15 protein-coding genes are annotated in these 21,246 nt (G+C 71.3%); 6 read left to right on the top strand and 9 right to left on the bottom strand.

Translation table 11 applies throughout. The features are described from left to right. Window positions 1-14 precede the first annotated feature (14 nt). Window positions 15-1,271 carry a tetratricopeptide repeat protein gene (locus tag ETAA1_RS05155; RefSeq protein ID WP_145234924.1) on the top strand — a complete coding sequence of 419 codons (1,257 nt, stop codon included), beginning with the start codon at window positions 15-17 and terminating at the stop codon, window positions 1,269-1,271. Here ETAA1_RS05155 and ETAA1_RS05150 read toward each other — a convergent pair. Then, entirely contained in the window at window positions 1,268-2,266 is a 999-nt protein-coding gene (locus ETAA1_RS05150; protein WP_145234923.1) for a hypothetical protein, read from the bottom strand. The two genes, ETAA1_RS05155 and ETAA1_RS05150, sit on opposite strands and share 4 nt — an antisense overlap. Window positions 2,267-2,353: 87 nt before the next feature. Here ETAA1_RS05150 and hslV point away from each other — a divergent pair, with 87 nt between their 5' ends. From hslV to ETAA1_RS05135, 3 genes are all read left to right on the top strand, one after another. Next, window positions 2,354-2,893, top strand: a complete 540-nt coding sequence (hslV, locus tag ETAA1_RS05145) for an ATP-dependent protease subunit HslV (RefSeq protein ID WP_390621232.1) — start codon at window positions 2,354-2,356, stop codon at window positions 2,891-2,893. Window positions 2,894-3,042: 149 nt separating this feature from the next. After that, entirely contained in the window at window positions 3,043-4,380 is a 1,338-nt protein-coding gene (gene hslU / locus ETAA1_RS05140) for an ATP-dependent protease ATPase subunit HslU (RefSeq protein ID WP_202920941.1), read from the top strand. A 20-nt stretch (window positions 4,381-4,400) separates the two neighbouring features. Next, the gene (locus ETAA1_RS05135) at window positions 4,401-4,820 is read left to right on the top strand and encodes a hypothetical protein (protein WP_238389376.1); all 420 of its coding nucleotides are present in this window, start codon (window positions 4,401-4,403) and stop codon (window positions 4,818-4,820) included. A 15-nt stretch (window positions 4,821-4,835) separates the two neighbouring features. Here the strand turns inward: ETAA1_RS05135 and ETAA1_RS05130 are convergent, their stop codons facing one another. The 5 genes from ETAA1_RS05130 to infC all read right to left on the bottom strand — a co-directional run bounded on the left by ETAA1_RS05130 (window position 4,836) and on the right by infC (window position 12,776). Beyond that, the gene (locus tag ETAA1_RS05130) at window positions 4,836-6,521 is read right to left on the bottom strand and encodes a glycine--tRNA ligase (RefSeq protein ID WP_145244575.1); all 1,686 of its coding nucleotides are present in this window, start codon (window positions 6,519-6,521) and stop codon (window positions 4,836-4,838) included. Between the two features lie 265 nt (window positions 6,522-6,786). Further along, the gene (secA, locus tag ETAA1_RS05125; RefSeq protein ID WP_145234915.1) at window positions 6,787-10,689 is read right to left on the bottom strand and encodes a preprotein translocase subunit SecA; all 3,903 of its coding nucleotides are present in this window, start codon (window positions 10,687-10,689) and stop codon (window positions 6,787-6,789) included. A 435-nt stretch (window positions 10,690-11,124) separates the two neighbouring features. After that, window positions 11,125-11,508 (bottom strand): 50S ribosomal protein L20, encoded by a 384-nt coding sequence (gene rplT, locus ETAA1_RS05120; protein WP_145234913.1) that lies wholly within the window; start codon window positions 11,506-11,508, stop codon window positions 11,125-11,127. 58 nt (window positions 11,509-11,566) lie between these two features. Then, entirely contained in the window at window positions 11,567-11,773 is a 207-nt protein-coding gene (gene rpmI / locus ETAA1_RS05115; RefSeq protein WP_145234911.1) for a 50S ribosomal protein L35, read from the bottom strand. Between the two features lie 280 nt (window positions 11,774-12,053). Further along, complete coding sequence (gene infC / locus ETAA1_RS05110; RefSeq protein WP_145234909.1) at window positions 12,054-12,776, bottom strand: translation initiation factor IF-3; 723 nt, start codon at window positions 12,774-12,776, stop codon at window positions 12,054-12,056. Window positions 12,777-13,040: 264 nt separating this feature from the next. Here infC and ETAA1_RS05105 point away from each other — a divergent pair, with 264 nt between their 5' ends. Further along, window positions 13,041-14,780, top strand: coding sequence for a hypothetical protein (locus ETAA1_RS05105; protein WP_145234907.1), 1,740 nt, complete (start codon window positions 13,041-13,043; stop codon window positions 14,778-14,780). Here the strand turns inward: ETAA1_RS05105 and ETAA1_RS05100 are convergent. From ETAA1_RS05100 to ETAA1_RS05090, 3 genes are all read right to left on the bottom strand, one after another. Beyond that, entirely contained in the window at window positions 14,734-16,071 is a 1,338-nt protein-coding gene (locus tag ETAA1_RS05100; RefSeq protein WP_145234894.1) for a replication-associated recombination protein A, read from the bottom strand. The genes ETAA1_RS05105 and ETAA1_RS05100 overlap by 47 nt on opposite strands. Window positions 16,072-16,155: 84 nt before the next feature. Further along, a complete protein-coding gene (locus ETAA1_RS05095; protein WP_145234893.1) occupies window positions 16,156-18,702 on the bottom strand; it encodes a serine/threonine-protein kinase in 2,547 nt (848 codons plus the stop codon). Window positions 18,703-18,906: 204 nt separating this feature from the next. Continuing rightward, window positions 18,907-19,524 (bottom strand): UbiX family flavin prenyltransferase, encoded by a 618-nt coding sequence (locus ETAA1_RS05090; RefSeq protein ID WP_145234891.1) that lies wholly within the window; start codon window positions 19,522-19,524, stop codon window positions 18,907-18,909. Between the two features lie 105 nt (window positions 19,525-19,629). Here ETAA1_RS05090 and ETAA1_RS05085 point away from each other — a divergent pair, with 105 nt between their 5' ends. Further along, window positions 19,630-21,204: a DUF1549 and DUF1553 domain-containing protein gene (locus ETAA1_RS05085; protein ID WP_145234889.1), complete on the top strand. Its 1,575-nt coding sequence runs from the start codon at window positions 19,630-19,632 to the stop codon at window positions 21,202-21,204. The last annotated feature ends 42 nt before the right edge of the window (window positions 21,205-21,246 follow it).

Genomic DNA, 21,246 nt, shown 5'->3' with positions numbered 1-21,246 from the left:
ACCCGAGGCGCGTCATGCCCCGCCGGTTCGTCACCCGCCGCCGCGTGCTCGCCGCAGTCGCCGTGATCGCGCTCGCGGTCGGCGCCCCGCAGCTGTGGGCGTGGCACCAACTGCGCACCGCCCGGGCCGCACTCGGCGCGTACCACCCGGACGAGGCCCGCACCGCGCTCGCCGCCTGCGCCCGCGTCTGGTGGCGCAGCCCCGAGGTACATCTGCTCTCTGCACGCGCCGCCCGCCAGGCCGGCGACGCCGACGCCGCCGGGCGTTCGCTCCGCGACTGCCAGCGCCTCACCGGCGCGACCGACGACACCGCCTTCGAGTGGGCACTCGGCCAGGCCGCGGCCGGCAACGTCCGCGAGGTCGAGCCGTACTTGCAAAAGCGGGCCGACGCCGCCGCCTCGGCCGGGCCGCTGGTGTGGGAGGCGCTCACGCAGGGCTACCTCCGCGTGTACCGCACCCTCGACGCGATGGCGGTCGCGAACCACTGGCTGCAGCGCGACCCCGACAACGTCCGGGCGCTCGAGCTGCGCGGGCAGGTGTACGTCACCGGCAAGGGCGTCGTCCGCGGCACCGAGGACTACCGCCGCGCTCTGGAGCTCGACCCGACCCGCCGCGACACCCGCTGGCGGCTGGCCGGTTCGCTCATCGACCTGGGCGGCTACGACGAGGCCGCGGGGCACCTGGAGGCGTACGCGAAGGGTGCCCCGGGTGACCCCGATGTCGCGGCCCGGCTGGCGCGCTGCTACGTGATGACGAAGCGCGGCGCCGACGCCCGCCGACTGCTGGACGCCGCCCTGGCCGCGCACCCCGACCACGCCCTGTGCCTGCGGGCGCGCGGGCAGGTGGCGCTGACCGGCGAGCCGCCCGACCTGGCCGGCGCGGAGGAGTTTCTGCGCCGCGCCGCGGCCGCCGCCCCGGACGACTATCAGGCGGCGTGGTCGTACTCGGAGGCGCTGCGGCAGCGCGGCAAGACCGCCGAGGCGAAAGTCGAGTTGGCCCGCGCCGAGGGCGTGCGCGACCGGCTGGAGCGGCTCGGCGAGCTGCGCAGCCGGAAGCTCGCCGAACAGCCGCTCGACCCGGCGCTGCACTACGAGATGGGCGTGCTGCTGACCGCGAGCCACCCGGACGTGGCGGCGCAGTGGCTGGCGAGCGCCGTGCAGTTGGACCCCGGCCACCGCCCGGCGCACGCGGCGCTCGCGGAGCTGTACGCCCGCAAGGGCGACGCCGCCCGCGCCGCCGAGCACCGCCGCGCCGCGGGCGAGGGGCGTTAGAAGTCGCCGCCGAAATCACCGCCCCCGCCGAAGTCCCCACCGCCGCCGTCGAACCCGCCCGCGTCGGCCGAGCCGCCGCCCCAGTCGCCGGCGCCCGTGTCGCCGCCGGCGTCGGCCCCGCCGCCCGCGTCCCCGGCGTACGCGTCCGACCCGCCGCCGAACATGCCCCCGCCGCCGCCGAAGAAGTGGCTGTACATCCACATCCCCGCGGCCGCGCCGAACAGGCCGCCGAGCAAGCTCGGGAAGAAGCCCCCGCCGCCGCCACCCATCCCGCCGCCGCCACCGCCGCTGAACGCCCGCACCAGAGCGATCATCAGCCACACGCCCGCCAGCGCGCACACCCCCAGGCACACGTAGCCCATGACCGGCGACCGCGGCGGGGCGTTCGATTGCGCCGGGCCGCGCTCGTGCCGCTCCTCTCCGCCGGCGTCAGCAACACGGGTGTCCTTCAGGTCTGCGGCGACGTATTCGACAGCCTTCAGTAGCGCCGCCGAGCGGATCGCCTGCTTCTTCGTCTCGTCCGGCTCGCCGTTCGCCTCCTTGAACGCGGCCGCGAAAATCTCGCGCACCTTGCGGTCGTCGTCGGCGCTGAACCCGCGGCGGGTCGTCTGCGCGTCGGCGAGCACGGCGATGCCGCCGACCGGCTGGAGGGTTACAAGCACGTAAACGCCTTTCGCCCGGTCGGCCTTGGCGGTGTCGCGCGCCCACGCGGTCATGAAGGCCCTCCACTTCGCCGCGTCGCGGTGCGCCGCCTCGGCCTCGACCCGCTTGCCGGTCGGCGGCGCCGTCACGGTGTCCACCGTCACGGCGAGGCCGTGGTGATACTCGGTCTTGCGGAACGCCTCCTTGGCTTTGTCGATCCCCGCCGGCGAGAACAGCTTCGCCTCGTCGAACACGTCGAGCTGACCGGGCTGCGTGGCCGGCGGTTGTGCACCGGCGCGACCGGCGGTCGCCCCGACGACGAGGGCGGCGAGCAGGGCCAGGGTGCGCGGCATAACTGGTGTCTCCGTGGGCGTCCGTATTTTACGCAGCAACCGTGCCGCGGGGGTATCATACCCGTGTTCGCCGCCGCCCCAGGAACCTTGCCCGTGCCCCGCATCCGCGCCACCACGATTCTCGCAGTCCGCACCGCCGCCGGGGCCGCCATCGGCGGCGACGGGCAGGTCACGCTCGGCAACATCGTGATGAAGAACGACGCCAAGAAGATTCGCCGCCTTTACGACGGCAAGGTGCTGGCCGGGTTCGCCGGCGCCGCGGCGGATGCGTTCAGCCTGCTGGAGCGGTTCGAGGCGAAGCTCCGCGACCACCAGGGGTCGGTGCCGCGCGCCGCCGCCGAGCTGGCGAAGGAGTGGCGGACCGACCGCGTGCTGCGCCGCCTCGAAGCGATGTTGATCGTGCTGGACCGCGAGCACCTGCTGCTGCTGAGCGGCAACGGCGACGTCATCCAGCCGACGGACGACGTGCTGGCGATCGGCAGCGGCGGCCCCTACGCCCTGGCCGCGGCTCGGGCACTCTTGGCTCACACGACGATGAAGCCGGCCGAGATCGTCCGTCACGGGCTGGAGATCGCCGGCGACATCTGCATCTACACCAACCGCAGCATCGACGTGGTTGAGATTTAAAGACGAAGCCGACGGCCACAAAAAGGCACGAAAAGACACAAAAAGTAAGACCGAGCCAAGCTTCGATCCGTTCTCTGTCTTGCTTTCTTTTTGTGTCCTTTCGCGCCTTTTTGTGGCCATTCCTGCTTGAGAGACCCCTCGTGGCCGACATGACCCCGCGGCAGATCGTCGCCGAGCTCGACAAGTACATCGTCGGCCAGGCCGCCGCCAAGAAGGCCGTCGCCGTCGCCATCCGCAACCGGTGGCGCCGCCAACAACTGCCGGCCGACCTGCGGGCCAGCGTCACCCCGAAGAACATAATCCTCATCGGCCCCACCGGCGTCGGCAAGACCGAGATCGCCCGCCGGCTGGCCAAGCTCGTCGGCGCGCCGTTCGTAAAGGTCGAGGCGACGAAGTTCACCGAGGTCGGCTACGTCGGCCGCGACGTGGAGAGCATCGTCCGCGACCTGACGGAGGCGGGCATCGGGCTCGTCAAGCAGGAGATGCGCGCCGAGGTGGTCGAGAAGGCGCGGGAGCGCGTCGCGGAGCGACTGCTGGACCTGCTGGTGCCGCCGCCGAAGGCCGGCGGACCGTGGGAGCCGGACCAGGAGCGCGAGGACGAGGAGAAGCGCGGCCGCACCCGCGAGAAGTTCCGCGCCAAGCTCGCCGCCGGCGAGCTGGAGGACCGCACCGTCGAGCTGACCGTCGAGCAGAAGCACGTCCCGGTGCAAATCCTGTCCGGCCTCGGCATGGAGAACATGGACGTGGACTTCCAGGGGATGTTCGACCGCATCATCCCCAAGACCCCGACGCCGCGGACGCTGACGATCCGCGAGGCCCGCAAGGTGCTGACCGAGCTCGAGACCGAGGCGCTGATCGACCGCGCGGCCGTGACCGAGCGGGCCATCGACCGCGTCGAGAACCACGGCATCGTGTTCCTGGACGAGCTCGACAAGGTGTGCGGCCCGCAGAGCGGCCACGGGCCGGACGTGTCGCGGCAGGGCGTGCAGCGCGACCTGCTGCCGGTCGTCGAGGGCACCACGGTGAACACCAAGCACGGCCCGGTGCGGACGGACCACGTCCTGTTCATCGCTGCCGGCGCGTTCCACGTGTCGAAGCCGGCGGACCTGATGCCGGAGCTGCAGGGCCGCTTCCCGATCCGCGTCGAGCTGACCGACCTGACCCGCGCCGACTTCCTTCGCATCCTGACCGAGCCGAAGCACGCGCTGACGAAGCAATACGCCGAACTGCTCCGCACGGAGGGCGTGGAGCTGACGTTCACGCCGGACGGCGTGGAGGCGCTGGCGGACACGGCGTTCGAGGTGAACCGGTCGGCGCAGAACATCGGCGCCCGGCGGCTGCACACCATCCTGGAGAAGGTGGTCGAGGACGTGAGCTTCGCCGGCCCCGACCTGCCGGACAAGCGCGTAGTCGTGGACGCCAAGTACGTGAAGGAGCGGCTCGGCCCCATCGTGCAGAGCGAAGACCTGAGCAAGTTCATCCTGTGACACCCGACCTACGACGCGCCGTGTTGGACGTGTACGCCGCCGCGGACGCCGCCGTCCGCGCCGCGGGGCCGCGCTGCGACGCCTCCGGCCGCTGCTGCCGGTTCACGGAGTACGGCCACACCCTGTTCCTGTCACACTTCGAGGCCGAACTGCTGCTGGAAGGGGCGCCGCCCTACGACACGCCTGTGACGCGCGACGGCTGCCCGTTCCAGGTGAACAACCTGTGTACGGCCCGCGACGCGCGGCCGATCGGCTGCCGCGTCTACTTCTGCGACCCGGGGTATCAGGAAGAAGGGAACCGCATCACGGAGGAGGCCGTCGCGGCGTTGAAGGCACTGTCCGACACCCACGGCACCGGATGGAACTACGCCCCTCTGCACGTCTTTCTGAACCAGGCCGAGCGCCCCGCCGGGCCGCGGCGGGCGCTGCCCCTCTTGTGACACGAGCCGCCGGCGTCACACGCCCGGCGTCAGCGCCTTCTCGATCACCCCGCGCACGTCGGCCACCTTCACCCGCTCCTGCTTCAGCGTGTCGCGGTCGCGGATGGTCACCGTATCGTCCTCGGCGGTCTGCCCGTCGATGGTGATGCAGAACGGCGTGCCGGCCTCGTCCTGCCGGCGGTAGCGGCGGCCGACGGCGCCCTTGTCGTCGTAGAAGACGTTGAAGTGCGGCTTCAGCGCCCGGTACAGCGCCGTCGCCCGCTCCGGCATGCCGTCCTTGTTAACCAGCGGGAAGATCGCCGCCTTGATCGGCGCCAGCCGCGGGTGGAACTTCATCACCACGCGCGTCTCCTCGTTCCCCTTGGCGTCCGGCACCTTGTCCTCGGTGTACGCCTCGCACAGCACCGCCAGCGTGAACCGGTCGGCCCCGGCGCTCGGCTCGATGACGTGCGGCGTGAACTGGTACTTCTCCACGTCCGCGGCCGGCGGGTTGGTCTTCATCCACTCCTTGAACGAGTTGGTGGTGCGGCCGGCGCTATCGGCGTTCCACCGCTCCTCGTCGAAGTACATGAACTTCTCGGCCATCCCGCTGTGTTTGGCGTGCTGGCCCAGGTCGTAGGCGCCGCGGTGGGCGACGCCCTCCAGCTCCTGCGGGTCGTCGCTGAACGGGAACAGGTACTCGATGTCGGTGGTGCCGATCGAGTAGAACGCGACCTCGTCCGCCCCCTGCTCCCGCGGCTTGAGGTTGTCGCTCTGGATCCCGAGCGTGCTGTACCACTTCTTCCGCAGGTCGCGCCAGTACTCGTACCACTGCTGCGACTCGGCCGGGTGGCAGAAGAACTCGATTTCCATCTGCTCGAACTCGCGGCTGCGGAAGGTGAAGTTCCGCGGCGTGACCTCGTTGCGGAACGCCTTGCCGACCTGGGCGATCCCGAACGGCAACTTGAGCCGGGTGCTGTCAAGGACGTTGCGGTAGTTGGCGAAGATGCCCTGCGCCGTCTCGGGGCGGAGGTACACCTTCGACTCCTCGGTCTTGTCGAGCCCGGCGTGCGACTCGAACATCAGCGACACCTGCTTGGCCTCGCCGAGCGGCGCGCCGCACGCCGGGCACGGCTCCTGGAGGCCGGTCGCTTCGAGTTGCTCGGTGGCGACGTACCGGGTGAACTCTTGAAGGCTCGGCGGCGCTTCGGGCTGACCGTTCACGCGCGTCGCCAAGAACGAGAGAGTGACTTCGGGGTTCTTCACGAGCGCGAGGTTCGGGGCGAGCTTCTGGCCCTTCCCCTTCGCCCACTTCATCAGCCGCGGCGAGTCGTATTTCCCGGTAACCGGGTCGAACTCCTGAAGTAAGGAGTTCATCCAGTCAGACTCGGCGAGAATCGCCCACAGTTGGTCAGCGCGGGTGAACTTGCCGCACCCGGGGCACTTGCGAGTGGGGTCGGCGAAGGTGGCGACATGGCCGCTGGCGACCCAGACCTTGGGGTTCATGATGATCGAGCAGTCGAGCCCGACCATGCGGATCTCCTGACCCGACGGGCCGGGCGGCGGGTTGCGGACCATGTCCTGCCACCACGCCTCCTTGATGTTCCGCTTCAGCTCGACGCCGAGGGGGCCGTAGTCCCAGAAGCCGTTGATGCCGCCGTAGATCTCGGACGACTGGTAGACGAAGCCCATGTCCTTGCAGAACTTGGCGAACTTCGCCATGTCGATGCGGGTCGGCACGTCGGCGCCTCCGGCGGAACCCTTGGCCTGGGCACCGCGGGTGAAAGAGAGCAGCCGGGGCGAAACACCCCGGCCGGTACGCGGGTCATGATACGGGACGCGATACGGGATGGCGGGGTTCGGGACGGCCCGGCGAGCCGAGGGCCGTCAGGCCCCGGGTGGTACGCACATCAGGTCACATCCGACGTGATTCGACGTGCGTACCACCCGGGGCCTGACGGCCCTCGGCTCGCCGGGGTGTTCGACCCTACTTCCGCGCCTCCAGCTTCATGTGGCAGTTCTTGTACTTCTTGCCGCTGCCGCACGGGCAGGCGTCGTTGCGGCCCACCTTCGCGCCGATGTTCCGGATCGGCTCCGCCTTCTTCCCCTCGCCGCCGGTGCTCGTGCTCTGGCCCTGCGCGTCGGCCTCCGCCGCCCGCGACTGCGCCGCCGAGATGGCCGCCGACTGCGTCGCGCGGGCGCCGGCCCACAACGCCATCTGCGCCTCCTCGTCGCCCATCTCCTCCATGCGGAACACCGACTCCGTCACCCGGTCGCGCACGCCCGCCCACATCGTGTCGAACTCGCGCATGCCCTCGCGCTTGTACACGATCTTCGGGTCTTCCTGGGCGTACCCGCGCAGGCCCACGCCGCTCCGCAGGCTGTCCATCGTCAGCAGGTGGCTCTTCCACGCGCTGTCCAGCTGCTCCAGCACCAGGCCGCGCTCCACCGAGTGCATCTCGGGGCGGTACTTCGCGTCGTAGGCGTTCAGCAGCGTCTGCCGGGCCGCGTCACGGGTCTGGCCCGTCACCGCTGCCGGGTCCACCACCAGGCCCAACTCTGTCCGCGCCCAGTCGGCCAGCTCCTTCGCGTCGTCGGCCTCGGCCACCTTCGCGCCGCTGAAGGCGTCGTCGAGGCGGGCGTCGATCTCGGGCAGGTCGGCGGCCGGCATCGCCTTCGCGGCCATCGCCAGCAGCTTCTCGCGCAGCTTGCTGCGGGGCTCGGTGCGGGCGAACTCCTCGGTGAAGCCCTCGGCCTCGATCGCGGCGCGGGCCACGGCGAAGAAGCCGGCGTCGCCCTGGGAGATGTCGGTCTTGCCGTCCATCGACGCCAGCGCCACGCCGAGCCGGCCGTGCGCCCAGTTGAACAGCCCGTCGCGGTCGTACTTCTGGCCGCCGGCGTGCGGCTTGTCGGCCATGTGGTGCTGCATCGCCACCTGCACCGGGAACTCGCGGTCCTTCTTGCGGTACGCCTCGCGCACGGCCGCCGCCAGGAACGGCACCAGCTCGGGCTCGCTCTTCGCGGCGATGTCCTCGACGGACAGCTTGACGGCGAACTTCTGCCGCGCCCAGTCCGACAGCGACTCGGCGCCGTACGCCCGCGTCAGGAACCGGCCCCCCTCGGACAGGTCGATGGCGCGGACCATCGCCTGCCCCTGGCCGACGAACTTCTCGGTCATCTCGTCGGGCGGAATCTTCTTCAGGTCCTTCTCCGACGTCTTGATGCCGAACCGCGCCCCGAGCGCCCGCACCATCTCGTTCCACTTCCAGTCTTTCGCTTCCTCGTCGGGGTTGAAGTTTTCCTCCATCAGCTCCTGGACGATCGTCGGCACCGCGGCGAGCGCCTTGTCCAGCGCCACCGTCTTGGCGTCCTCGAAGCTGGCGCCGCGGAAGTCGCGGGCCTCGAACTCCACGGCCAGGCGGTTCGACGCGAACTCGGCGAAGCTGGCGGCCCCGTAGTCGTCGGCGAGGAACCGCGTCACCGCGGCCTTCACCTGCTCGTCGATCATTTCCAGGATCAGCGCGCGGGGGTTCTTGCCGTCGAGGATTTCCTGCCGGCCTCCGTACACGCGCTTCCGCTGGTAGTCCATCACCTCGTCGTACTCGAGGAGGTTCTTCCGCTGGTCGAAGTGGTACTCCTCGACTTTCTTCTGCGCCTTCTCGATGCGGCGGGTGACCATGCCGCTCTCGATCGCCTCGCCCTCCTGCATGCCGAGGCGCGTCAGCACGCTGCTCACCCACTCGCCGGCGAACATCCGCATCAGGTCGTCTTGCAGCGACAGGTAGAACCGGCTCGACCCCGGGTCGCCCTGCCGGCCGGCGCGGCCGCGGAGCTGGTTGTCGATGCGGCGGCTCTCGTGCCGCTCGGTGCCGACGATGTGCAGCCCGCCCATCTCGGCGACCTTGCGGCCCTCCTCCTTCATCTTCTCCTTCGCCTCGATCTCCGCGACGGTCGCCGTCCACACGTCGTTGGGGATTTCGAGCCGCGTGGGGTACTTGGGCCGGCCGTCCTCGTTCTTCAGCTGCTTCAGCCGCGCCCACGCCAGCGTCTCGGGGTTGCCGCCGAGGATGATGTCGGTGCCGCGGCCGGCCATGTTCGTGCTGATGGTGACGCCGCCGAGCCGGCCGGCCTGGGCCACGATCTCGGCCTCGCGGGCCACGTTCTCGGGCTTGGCGTTCAGCAGCTCGTGCTTGATGCCGCGCCGCTTCAGCATGGCGGACAGCTTCTCGCTCTTGGCCACGTCGGTGGTGCCGATGAGGATCGGCCGCTTGCTCTTGTGGACCTCCTCGATCTCGGCGACGACGGCGTTCCACTTCTCGCCGTCGGTGCGGTACACCATGTCCTTCGAGTTGATGCGCCGCAGCGGCTTGTTGGTCGGCACGGCGACCACGTCGAGCTTGTAGATCTTCCAGAACTCGTTGGCCTCGGTCATGGCCGTGCCGGTCATGCCGCCGAGCTTCTTGTACAGGCGGAAGTAGTTCTGCAGGGTGACGGTGGCGAGCGTCTGCGTCTCCTGCTTGATCTGCACGCCGTCCTTCTGGTGCTTCGCCTCCACCGCCTGGTGGAGCCCGTCGCTCCACTGCCGGCCGAACATGGCCCGGCCGGTGTTCTGGTCGATGATGATGATGCCGAGCTGGTTGTCCTCGCGGGGGTCGGGCGCGATCATGTAGTCGCGGTCGAGCTTGTACAGGTGGTGCGCCTTCAGCGCGTTGTCCATCATGTGCGGCCAGTCCATGTTGCCGGCCGTGTAGAAGCTCTCGACGCCCGCCAGCCGCTCCGCCTCGCGGACGCCGGCGTCGGTCAGGTGGCAGGTCTTCTCCTTCTCCTTGATCTCGAAGTACACGCCCTTCGGCGGCGGGTTCGCCGGGTCCACCTTCGCCGGGTCCACCGGCGACAGCAGCGGCAGGCCGTCGCCCTCGGTGCCGGTCACGGCGACGGTGCCGGCGTCCTTCAGCTCGGCGCGGGCCTTCCGCTCCAGCTCGGTGAGGGCGCGGGCGACCTTGTCGGCCTCGGCGAACCGCTTGGCGTCGGAGAAGGCCGGGCCGCTGATGATGAGCGGCGTGCGGGCCTCGTCGATGAGGATGTTGTCCACCTCGTCGATGACGGCGTAGTTGAGCGGCGTCCGCTGCACCTGGCGGTAGTGCGGGTGGAAGCCCGGGTCGTCGTGGCGGGCCAGCTTCATGTTGTCGCGGAGGTAGTCGAACCCGAACTCGGACGCGGTGCCGTAGGTGATGTCGCACTCGTAGGCGTGGCGGCGCGGCTCCGGGTCCATGTCCGACTGGATGTACGCGGCGCTCACGCCGAGGGCGTTGTAGATGGGCAGCATCCACTCGCAGTCGCGGCGGGCCAGGTAGTCGTTGACGGTGATGACGTGGACGCCCTTCGCCTCCAGCGCGTTCAGGTACACCGCCAGGGTGGCGACGAGGGTCTTGCCCTCGCCGGTGATCATCTCGGCGATGGCGCCGAGGCCGGTCTTGTACCCGTGGAGGACGGCCCCGCCGACGATCTGCACGTCGTAGTGGCGCATCCCCTTCGTACGGCGGGCGGACTCGCGGCAGGCGGCGAACGCCTCGGGCAGCAGGTCGTCGAGCGTGGCCCCGTCCTTGAGCCGCTGGCGGTACTTGTCGGACAGCCCGCGGAGCTCGTCGTCCGAGAGCGCCTTCATCTCGTCTTCGAGGGCGTTGGTGCGGGCGAGCACCGACCCGGCGGTGACGGTGTGCGACTCGGCGTGCTTGGGGCGGTAGTAGCCGAGCGACTTGGTGACGCGCTCGCTGGACGACCCGCCGATGAGGCGGGTGATGGCGCCGACGACGCCTTCCGTCAGGCTGGTGAACTTCTCCCCGATCTTTTCGAGGAAGCTCGTTTCCAGGGTCGCGGGCTGCGTCGCCATCGGGGCTTCCTTCGTGCCGGTGCCGCGCGGCGGCGCGGGAATCAAGTGTTCACTGTAAGTAGGGGCAAAATGGGGGTCAATCCCGACCGCTACGACCGGCACGACCGCCCCGCGTACCCCTGTCTACCAGAAGTGGGACGGCCGGGCCGCGGATTCTCGCCGCGGGGAAAGCGGATGCGCGAGTCCGATTTAATGTGGACATTTCGATCCAGTTGTTCATAATCGAGGCGTTCGGCTGCAATTCCCCGCGGAGGGTCTGCGATGGAAGCGGTTACGGCGGTGGGGTTCGCGCTGGTGATGGGCGCGGTGGTGTACCTGCTCGGCGGGATGCTGCTGCGGCGGCCGGGGTAAACGCCGGAAGCCCACCCGGCGCGCCGGGTGGGCTTCGGAGGTGCGACGCTCCGGGGTCGTCCCCGGAGTTCGGAGCGACATTTCTTACGCCTTCGCGGCGGCAGCCTGCGGCTTCGGCAGCTTCTCGCGGGCGATGTTCACCAGCTGGTCGAACGTGGCCGGGTCGTGGATGGCGATCTCGGACAGCGACTTGCGGTCGAGCGCCACCATCGCCAGCTGCAGGCCGTGGATGAACTCGCTGTAGCGGAGCCCGCGCATCCGGCAGGCGGCGTTGATGCGGATGATCCACAGCCGGCGGAAGTCGCGCTTCTTGACCTTGCGGTCGCGGTACGAGAACGCGCGGGCGCGGATCAGGGTGACGATCGCCTGCCGGTACAGGTTGTGGCGGGCGAGGCGGAAGCCCTTCGTGAGTTTCCGGGTGCGCTTCTTGCGGCGCGCGGTGGGGGCTTTACTGCGGGCGCGGACCATGGCGTCTCCTCGAAACGGGGGGCCTGGTTATCCCCCGGTGGTGTGTGGGGTGTGGGGGTTAGCTGATCCCGAGGGCCAGCTTGTACTTCTTCAGCACGCTCGGGCGGCCCTGGATGATCCCGGCCTTGCGGAGCCCGCGCTTCCGCTTGGTCGTCATGTGGGCGTTCAAGTGCCGCCGGCCGACCTTGGCGTACTTCAGCTTCCCGCCACCCGTCACCTTGATCCGTTTCTTGACGCTACGGTTCGTCTTGTTCTTCGTGGCCATTGTGGCGCTCCGGTCCGTGCGGGGGGGCGGGGCCGGAGTCGGTGGGAGTCTTCGGGAGTCGATGGGAGTGGAGGAGTTAGAACCCGGTTCTACTCCATACTCCCATCGACTCCCGAAGACTCCCACCGACTCCGGCCCCGACTTATGGGCCGCCCCGTCACCTTGTGTGTCCCCCGTCGCCGGGGGTGGAACGCGAAACGCCCGGAACCCGGGCGGGTGGCCCGGGTTCCGAGCGGCGTTCGGTCGTGAAGGCAGTTCTAGGGCGCCGGCCCGCGGGCGGCTACGCCTTCGGCTTCTCGGCGACTGCCGCCGTGGGGGTCGCGGCCGGCTTCGCAGGAGCGGCGGCCACGGCGGGCGCTGCCGGTGCACCGTCTGCGGGTGGGGCTGGCGCGGGGAGCGGCGCACCGTCCGCACCCGTTGCCGGGGCGGCGGCGGGCTTGGGCACGACGACCTTGGGCACCACGGGCTTGGGCTTCGCCGGGGTGGACCCCGGGGGCTTCGGCTTGCCGGACTTGCTCAGGATCGGCTTCGGCGCCAGCAGGGCCACCATCCGCTTCCCCTCCATCCGGGCCGGGGACTCGACCTTGCAGATGTCCACGAGGGCGGTGAGCACCTCGTTCATCACCCGCTGCCCCTCCTCGATGTGCTGCATCTCGCGGCCGCGGAACAGCACGTTCACCTGCACCTTGTCGTTCTCCTCCAGGAACTGCCGGGCCTGGACCACCTTGGTGTGGATGTCGTGCTCGCCGGTCTTCGGGCGGACGCGGATCTCCTTCAGCTTCTGCTGGTGCGTCTTCTGGTGGCTCTTCTTGGACTGGTCGTACTTGAACTTCCCGTAGTCCATGATCTTGCAGACCGGCGGGCGTTCCTTGTCCGCCACCTCGACGAGGTCCATGCCGAGCTCGCGGGCCATCTCCTGGGCCTGCTGGGTCGGGACGATGCCGTGCTGCTCGCCTTCGGCGCCGATGAGGCGGATGGGGCTGATGCGGATCTGGTCGTTCATCCGAGGGCCGGCCGGGCCCCGGGGGGGTGCGTTGCGGTCGAACGGTGGGATGGCCGTGTCTCCTTGCGGGTCGGGGTGCGGACGCCGGCAACGCCGGAATCCGGGAAGGAATCCTTAACTTCTTATGGTTACCTCTCCGTCGTCGGCTCGTCAACAGGTTTTCAGTGGGGTTGACACCGGAATCTCGCCCGGGGTACGGGGCCGGGTGCCTCAGACCCGGAGCGAACGTTGCCGCCGCAGCCCCCGTCCCGCCGAGCGACCGCCGTGCGGCTCGGGGTTTACGCGGCGCTCCTGTACGTCAGCTGGAACCACAACCTCCTCGGCCTCCCCGACCGCATCGGCTGGTCGCGCGACGGGGTCCGCGCCGGCGCCCTCGGGTCGGAGGCGAACCTCGTCGCCGCCCGCGTCGCGCGGCCGGACTTGCCGGCGCTTCACCCCCTCATTCTGGTCGGCCCCGGCGACCACTGGCAGCCGTACACGTCGCAGGTCGGCCTGACCGGAATCGTCGTTGCCGCGGTGCCGCTGCCGCCCGAGTGGGTCGTGCCCGCGGCGGCGGCGGCGATGGCGCTGGCCGCGGCGGCGGTCGTGGCGGCGGTCCTCGTCGGCGGGCAGCGGTGGCTCGGGCCGCCCGCCGGCGACATCGGGTGCGCCCTCGCGGCGGCGTCGCCGGCATTCCTCCCGGTCGCCCCGTCGCTGTACTGGGCACTGGGGCTGATGCTCCTGCCGTTCGCGCTCGTCTGGTGCCTCGCGCCGCGGGCCGCGGGCCGCGGCCGGTGCGCCCTCCTCGCCGCGGCCGTCGCGCTGGCCGTGCTGGCGAAGTGCCTGTGCGGGTACGAGTACGTCACGACCGTCGTCCTCGCCCCCGTCGCGGCCGCGTGGTTCCACCTCCACCGGGCGGCGGCGCCGCTCGGCCGGCGGGTCGCGACGGCGGTCGTCGTGACGGTCGCGGGGCTGGCCGGCTTCGCCGGGGCGCTCGGGCTCCACGTCGCCCAGCACCAGTTCGTAATGGGGACCGACGGCGTGGCGGCGATCCGCGACCGGGCGACGGCCCGCACCGTCGCCGACCCGACGGCGGAGGCGGGGGCGAGCGGCTCGCGGGTCCGCGTCGCGGCCCGCTGCTTCTGGGGCTTCTTCGAGCAGCCGGCGGTGAGCGTGGCCGGCGGGTTCGGCCGGGTGCGGGCCGACGTACCGCTGAAGTGGGTCGCGGGGGCGGCGCTGGCCCTGGCCGCGGCCGCGGGGCTGGCCCGCGCCCGGCTCCCGCGGGCCGCGGTGGGGCTGGCGGGGGCCGTGGTGCTCGGGCTCGCGGCGGGCGTGTCGTGGCAGGTGCTCGCGGTCAACCACATGTGCGTTCACGACCACCTGAACCGCGTCGTGTTCGTGGTCCCGTTCCTCCCGCTGGCGTTCCTGGCGGTCGGCACCGCGGTCGGGCTCTTGGCCCGGTGGGCGGGCCCGGCGGCGCTCGTGCTGGTCGGGGTGACGATGGCGGTGAACCTGGCGACGGCTCCCGGCCGGGCCGCCGACGACGACGCCGACCAGCGGGCCGCCGAGGCCGCGGTCGCCGACGTGCTGAAGGCGCCGCGGCCGGCCGACGCGCGGGTCAGCGGGGTCGTCGACTCCGCTCTCCCGGCGGGGGCGGTGCCGACGAGCAACCTCGCCGACTTCGGGTGGCTCGACCTGCGCACCGGCGCCGCCGCGGACCCGGGGGCGCTGGTCGTCCAGGGGTGGGTCGCCGGCGGGCCGCTGCGGGCGACGCGGCCGGCGACGCGGGTGGTGGCCGTCGTCGGCGACCGGGTGGTGCCGTGCGATCAGTTGCGATTCCGCCGCCGGGACGTGGAGGCGGCGCTCGGCCGGCCGGTCCCCGGGGCGGGTTACGTCGTGCGGGTGCCGGCGGCCGCGCTGGCGACCGGCGGCGCGCTCCGCCTGTTCGGCGTGGGGCCGGACGGGGCGGTGACCGAACTCACGGCGGCGGCCGGCGCCCCCGCAACTCCGCCAGCCGCGCCTTGAGCTGCGCCTCGAAGCCGCGGTCGGTCGGTCGGTAGTATTGCGCCGCAGTCGGCACGTACTCCTGCTCCACCCAGCCGCCGGCGTGGTCGTGCGGGTACTGGTAGCCTTCGCCGCGGTTCGCCTCGCCGCCGGACAACGACCGCTTGTCGCGCAGGTGCGTCGGCACCGGGAGCGTCCGCCCCTCGCGCACGTCCTTCAGCGCCTCCTCGACGGCGACGTAGCTGGCGTTCGACTTCGGGGCGCACGCCAGGTAGCACACCGCCTGCGACAGGTTGATGCGGCACTCGGGCAGGCCGACGCGCTCGACCGCGTCCCACGCGGCGGTGGCGACCAGCACCCCGCGCGGGTCGGCGTTGCCCACGTCCTCGGCGGCGAAGATGACGAGCCGGCGGGCGACGAACCGCGGGTCCTCGCCGCCCTCCAGCATCCGCGCCAGCCAGTAGACCGCGGCGTCGGGGTCGGACCCGCGCAGGCTCTTGATGAACGCGCTGGCCACGTCGTAGTGCGTGTCGCCGGTGGGGTCGAAGTCGATCACCTTCCGCTGGATCGAGTCCGTCGCCAGCGCCAGGTCGAAGACGATGGGTGCGCCGCGGCCGCCGCCGTTCTCGGGCGCCTGTGCCGAGCGCACGCCGATGTCGAGCGCCGTCAGCGCCCGCCGGGCGTCGCCGTCGGAGGCCTCGGCCAGGAACGCCAGCGCGTCGTCGGTCACGGTCACGTTCAGGCCGCCGAGGCCGCGCTCGGCGTCGGCCACCGCGCGGCGGACGACGGTCTTGATGTGCTCGCGGGTGAGCGGCTCGAAGCTGAAGACCTGGCTGCGGCTCAGCAGCGGCGTGTTGACCGCGAAGAACGGGTTCTGCGTCGTCGCGCCCACGAGAATGACCGTCCCGTCCTCCACGTCCGGCAGCAGCACGTCCTGTTGGGTGCGGTTGAAGCGGTGGATTTCGTCCAGGAACAGGATCGTGCGCTCGCCCGCGTCTTCGAGGTGGCTGCGGGCCTCGGTCAGCACCTCGCGCACCTCCTTCGTGCCGGCGGAGGCGGCGTTCAGCGGCCGGAAGCGGCTCTTCGTGTGGTTGGCGATGACGTGCGCGAGCGCCGTTTTGCCCGACCCCGGGGGGCCGTAGAAGAGGACGGACGACAGCCGGTCGGCGAGCAGCGCCCGGCGGAGGAGCTTGCCGGGGCCGAGGACGTGTTCCTGGCCGACGAACTCGTCGAGGGTGCGCGGCCGCATCCGGGCGGCGAGCGGCCGGGCCTTCGCCCGGTTGGCCTCGCGGAGGTCGGAGAACAGGTCCATGCAGCACCGGGGGTGGGGCTGCGAGAATTGTAGCGGCTCGGGGCTTCCGCCGCTTGCGGCGTAGCGGCGCGGGCTGGCGGCCCCCTACCGCGGCGCCGCCAGCTCCACCACCTCGACCGTGCGGAAGTACAGCGTGTTCCCCTCGCCGACGGCGGTGTTGTCGATCGTCAGCCGCAGCGGCAGGTCGCCGCGCTCGACCGCCACCGCCGCCGTCCGCCACCCGCCACCCGCCGCCAGGTGCGTCACGCCGACGGTCTTGTACTCCGTCGTCTGCACCACCACCGAGCCGGCCGCGTCGTTCTTCAGCTGGTAGCTCACCTTGACGCGGTACGCCTTGCCCGGCTGGAACGTCAGGCCCATGTCGCGCTCCAGCTCGAACGAGAACTGGCCGCTCTTCAGGTCGCTGAGGTTCGTCACCCCGAGCGCGGCCGAGCCGTCGATCTCGTCGCGGCGGAACTCGCCGGTCGCCTCCTTCTTCCAGCACGAGCCCGAGATGCCGCGCGGGAACGGCGGCGCCTCGCCGGCGGTGACGGCGCGACCCTCCAGCGAGGCCCGGTAGGCCGGGATGCTGGCGGCGTCGAACCGGTACAGGACGGCCCCCTCGGTCCAGCCGACGAACGCCGGTTGCGGCGCCGGCTGCGGCGCCGGGGCCGACAGGCGGAGCGGCGTCGGGGTCGTGCCCGGCGGCGGCTCCGTCACCACCACGGACCGCACCCGCAGGGTGCCGTTCGGGTCGGTGTCGTTGTTGTGGAACTCGAACAGGCCGGCCGTCGCGCCCTTGAGGTCGAGCACGAACTCGGCCGACTTCCAGACGCCCGCCGGCGTCGACGCCAGCTTGGTGGCGTCCCACGCGCCGCGCTCGTCGGCCGGCTTGAACCGCACGTGCGCCGCCCCGCTCTTGACCGGCGCCGAGTAGTCCACCCGGAGGCGGCACAGCCCGCTCGGGGTGTTGACCTTCGGACTGAACAGCATCGCCGAGCCCGGCCCGCGGAGGGTGCGGATGCCGATCGCCGGCGTGGCGTCGGCGAAGAACTCCATCTCCGAGTCCTTGTTCCACGCCCGGCCCGACCACCCGGCCGGCGGCGTGCCGGGACCGGTCCGCCCCAGCTCGCGGCTGTCCTTGCTGCCGTTCGCCTTCACCTCCACGACGGACCGGATCGTGAACGGCTTCACGGCGCTCATGTCGAACGCGGCCAGCAGCTTCTCCGGTAGCGGGGGCGTGACCTTCGCCGGCGCCTCAATCTTCGGCGTTGGCGGCGGGTCGGCTGGCGGCGACGGCGACGGCGGTACGACCGGCACCGGGGGCGGTGCCTTGGTCACCTCGCGGGCCGGCTCCCGGTCGAACACGCCGAGCGCGAACGCGATCCCCGCCAGCGACGCGGCCACGGCCACCGCCCCGGCGACGATCGGGAACATCTTCCGCCTCGAGCCGCCGACCTCGACGCGGCGCGGCGACGAGCGGGCCGTCTTGGCGGACGCCACGGCGCCCGTCTCGGCGGCCGGGTCGGACGGGTCCACGACGCCGGAGTCGCTCAGCGCGTCCTCGCTCCGCCGCAGCCGGGCGTGGAGGTCCACCCCGGCGCCGAGGTTCGTCCGCGACAGCCCGGCCAGCACGCGGGAGCTGTTCCCGAGCCACGGGGCCAGCGCGGCGATCACCTCGCCCGGCGTCTGGAACCGATCCGCCGGCTTCTTCGCCAACATCTTCGCGGCGACGCCCGCCAGCCCCTTCGGCAGCGTGGCGTCGATCGCGGACATGCTCGGCGGCGCCGCCATCTGGTGCTGGAGCAGCTTCTGCGTCGTGTTCCCCGCGAACGGCGGCTTCCCCGTGACCAGCGCGTAGAACGCCGCCCCGAGACTGTAGATGTCGGCCCGGATGTCCACGTTCGGGCTGTTGAGCGCCTGCTCGGGGGCGATGAAGTCGGCGGTGCCCACCACGGCCCCGGCGTCGAGGCGCTCGGTCAGCTTGTCGTCGGAGTTGCTCGCCGAGCGGGCCAGGCCCATGTCGAGAATCTTGACCACGCCGGTCTTGTCGCGCATCAGGTTGCCGGGCTTGATGTCGCGGTGGACGAAGCCCTTCTCGTGCGCGTGCTGGAGGCCGGCCGCGGCCTGGGCCACGGCGTCGGACGCGGACGCGTACGGCAGCGCCCCCTCGCGGTCGAGCACCTGCTGGAGCGACTCGCCCTCCACGTACTCCATCACGAGGTACGGCGTGTCGCCGTGGCGGCACACGTCGAAGATGCGGACGATGTTCGGGTGGTCGAGCGCCGCCGCGGCGCGGGCCTCGCGGTAGAACCGCTCGGCGGCGAGCTTGGCGTCGTCGTCCTTACCAACGACCAGCACCTTGACGGCGACCTTGCGGCGGAGCTCCAGGTGCTCGGCGAGGTAGACGACACCCATGCCGCCGCGGCCGAGCTGTTCCAGCACGACGTACGCGCCGAGGCGGAAGCCCTTGTGCCGGCCCAGGAGCAGCTGCTGGGCCTGGAACTTCGTGATGACGCCCTGCTTGACGAGGGCGGCGGCGGCCTTCTGCGGCTCGGCGGGGAGGTCGCCCGGGGCGGGGACGCTGGCGGCCACGCCGCTCTTGCGGAGGAGGTCGAGGAGGTCCGTGGTCGAGGCGGGCGCGGCGGGCATGGCCGTTCTCGTAACTGCGACGGGTCGGTGGCGAGACCGGGGCGATGTGAACCCACCTAAACGTAGTTCACAATCCGACAACGGGCGCGATCAGACCAGTCGGCCCGGGGCGGAATTCGGGCGCGGCCGTAATTGAGACGGCAGAAACGGCCCACCACCGGCCCGGCTTCAAGCCCCGAGCCGCCCGACGGCAGCCGGCACGCCTCAGCGTTCGCCCCACCGCTCCGTCAGTCGCTGGTCGACCCCGAGTTGGTCGCACACCCGCCCGACCACGAAGTCGACCAAGTCCTGCACCCGCTGCGGCTTCGCGTAGAACCCCGGCATCGCCGGCAACACGACCGCCCCCGCCTCCGCGACCGCCACCATGTTCCGCAGCTGCACCAGCCCCAGCGGCGTCTCGCGCGGCACCAGCACGAGCTTGCGGCGCTCCTTCAGGTGAACGTCGGCGGCGCGCTGGATCAGGTTCTCGGACGCCCCGCGGGCCACGGCCGACAGCGTCCCCATGCTGCACGGGCAGACGGCCATACCGCCGGTGAGGAACGACCCGCTGGCGACGCCGGCGCGGAAGTCGCGGAAGTGGTGGTAGCGGAGCCGGCCGAGCTCCAATCCCTTCGCCGCGGGGCCGAGCAGCGCCAGCGGGTCGAACTTCGCCGCGTCGAGCTCGACGGCTCGCCCGAGTTCCGTGGCGATCACCTCGGCGCCGGCCGGGCTGACGATCAGGTGTACGGTGCGGCCCGCCCGCAGTAGCACCTCGACGAGGCGGACGCCGTACCCGGCCCCGCTCGCCCCCGTGACCGCCACCACCAGGTCGTTCGCCGGCATGGTCGCCCCCTGCCATCATGGTAGTCGGGAAGGCGCTGGCGTTTCCCCCCGCGACCGGGTACGTTGTGTTGTGTCCGTCCTGCCTGCCTCCCCGGGGTTCCCACCATGCCCCGTCTCCTCGCCCTCGTCGCGCTGCTGCTCGCCGCGCCCGCGTTCGCCGCCGACCGCAGCACCATCGACGCCGAGCTCCGCGCCGCGTGGGCCACGCAGTCCGTCACGCCCGCCCCGCGCTCGGCCGACGGCGAGTTCCTCCGCCGCGTGTTCCTCGACCTCGTCGGCACCATCCCCACCCACGACGAGGCCGTCGCCTTCCTGGCCGACGCCGACCCGAAGAAGCGCGAGAAGCTGATCGACAAGCTCCTCGCCGACCCGCGCTACGGCCCCGCCCAGGCCACGGTGTGGGACCTGGTGCTCTTCGGCCGCAACCCCGGGAACATCGACGCCACCCGCAAGCGCGACGGCTTCAAAGCCTGGCTCGCGGCGCAGTTCCAGGAGAACGCCCCGTACACGCGGATCGTCGGCGACCTGCTCACCGGCGAGAAGGCCGGGTCGGAGCTGTACCACGTCCAGTTCCGAAACGCGCCCGAAGAAGCCGCGGTGCAGGTGTCGCGGGTGTTCCTCGGCACGCAGCTCCAGTGCGCCCGCTGCCACGACCACCCCTACGACCGCTGGACGCAGAAGGACTTCTACGGCATGGCCGGGTTCTTCGTGCGGCTCGTCGTGCAGGAGAGCGGCAGCGGCGCGAACCGCACCTTCACCATCGGCGAGAAGGCGAGCGGCGACGTGCTGTTCAGCGGCAACGCGAAAGACCAGGCACCCGGCCGGAAGGGCGAGCCGGTGCGGCCGCGCGTCCTCGGCGGCGTCGATCTGGACGAGCCGCCGGCGCCGAAGACAAAGGAGCCGACGCCCAAGGCGAACGAGAAGCTGCCGCGGCCCGCGTTCTCCCGCAAGGAGAAGTTCGTCGCGTGGCTGACGGCGAAGGACAACCCGTACCTGGCCCGCGCGGCGGTGAACCGCGTGTGGGCGCAGTACATGGGCCGCGGGCTGGTTCACCCGGTGGACGACTTCCACGCCGACAACGAGCCGTCGCACCCCGCGCTGTTGACGGCGCTCACCGACGGGTTCGTTGCCCACAACTTCGATCTGAAGTGGCTGACCCGCGAGATCGTGAACTCGGACGGCTACCAGCTCGCGCTCGCGGGGCCGACGAAGGCCGCGCTGCCGAAGTGGTTCGAGCGCGCCCGGGTGCGGCCGCTGACCGCCGAGGAGATGCTGACGGCGATGCGGCAAGCCACGCTGTTCGACGCCGGCCGCAAGGCGGGCGAGAAGGCACCGGACGTGGGGGCCGACTACTTCCTGCGGGCGTTCGGCGAGCCGACGAACGGCCTCGGCGACTTCCAGGGCGGCCTCGGCGAGCACCTGTTCCTGAACAACTCGGAGCACGTCCGCCGCCTCATCACGCGCCGGCCGGGGAGCCTCGCGGACGCGATTTTGAAGTCGGGCGAGCCGGCCGAGCGGAAGGCGGAGCGGCTGTACATGACGGTGCTGAGCCGCCGCCCGACGCCGACCGAGGCGGCGACCGTGGCGGCGTATTTGGGCCAGCCGGAAAAGGCCGAGGCGCTGGTCGAGGATGTCATTTGGGTGCTCCTGAACGGGAGCGAGTTCCGGTTCAATCACTGAAGACAGGTTGGCCACAAAAAGGCACGAAAAGACACAAAAAGG

Source organism: Urbifossiella limnaea, from assembly GCF_007747215.1.
In the GTDB taxonomy this organism is placed as follows: domain Bacteria; phylum Planctomycetota; class Planctomycetia; order Gemmatales; family Gemmataceae; genus Urbifossiella; species Urbifossiella limnaea.
The sequence above is the reverse complement of the archived record's forward strand: the minus strand, read 5'-3'. Positions and strand labels throughout refer to the sequence as shown.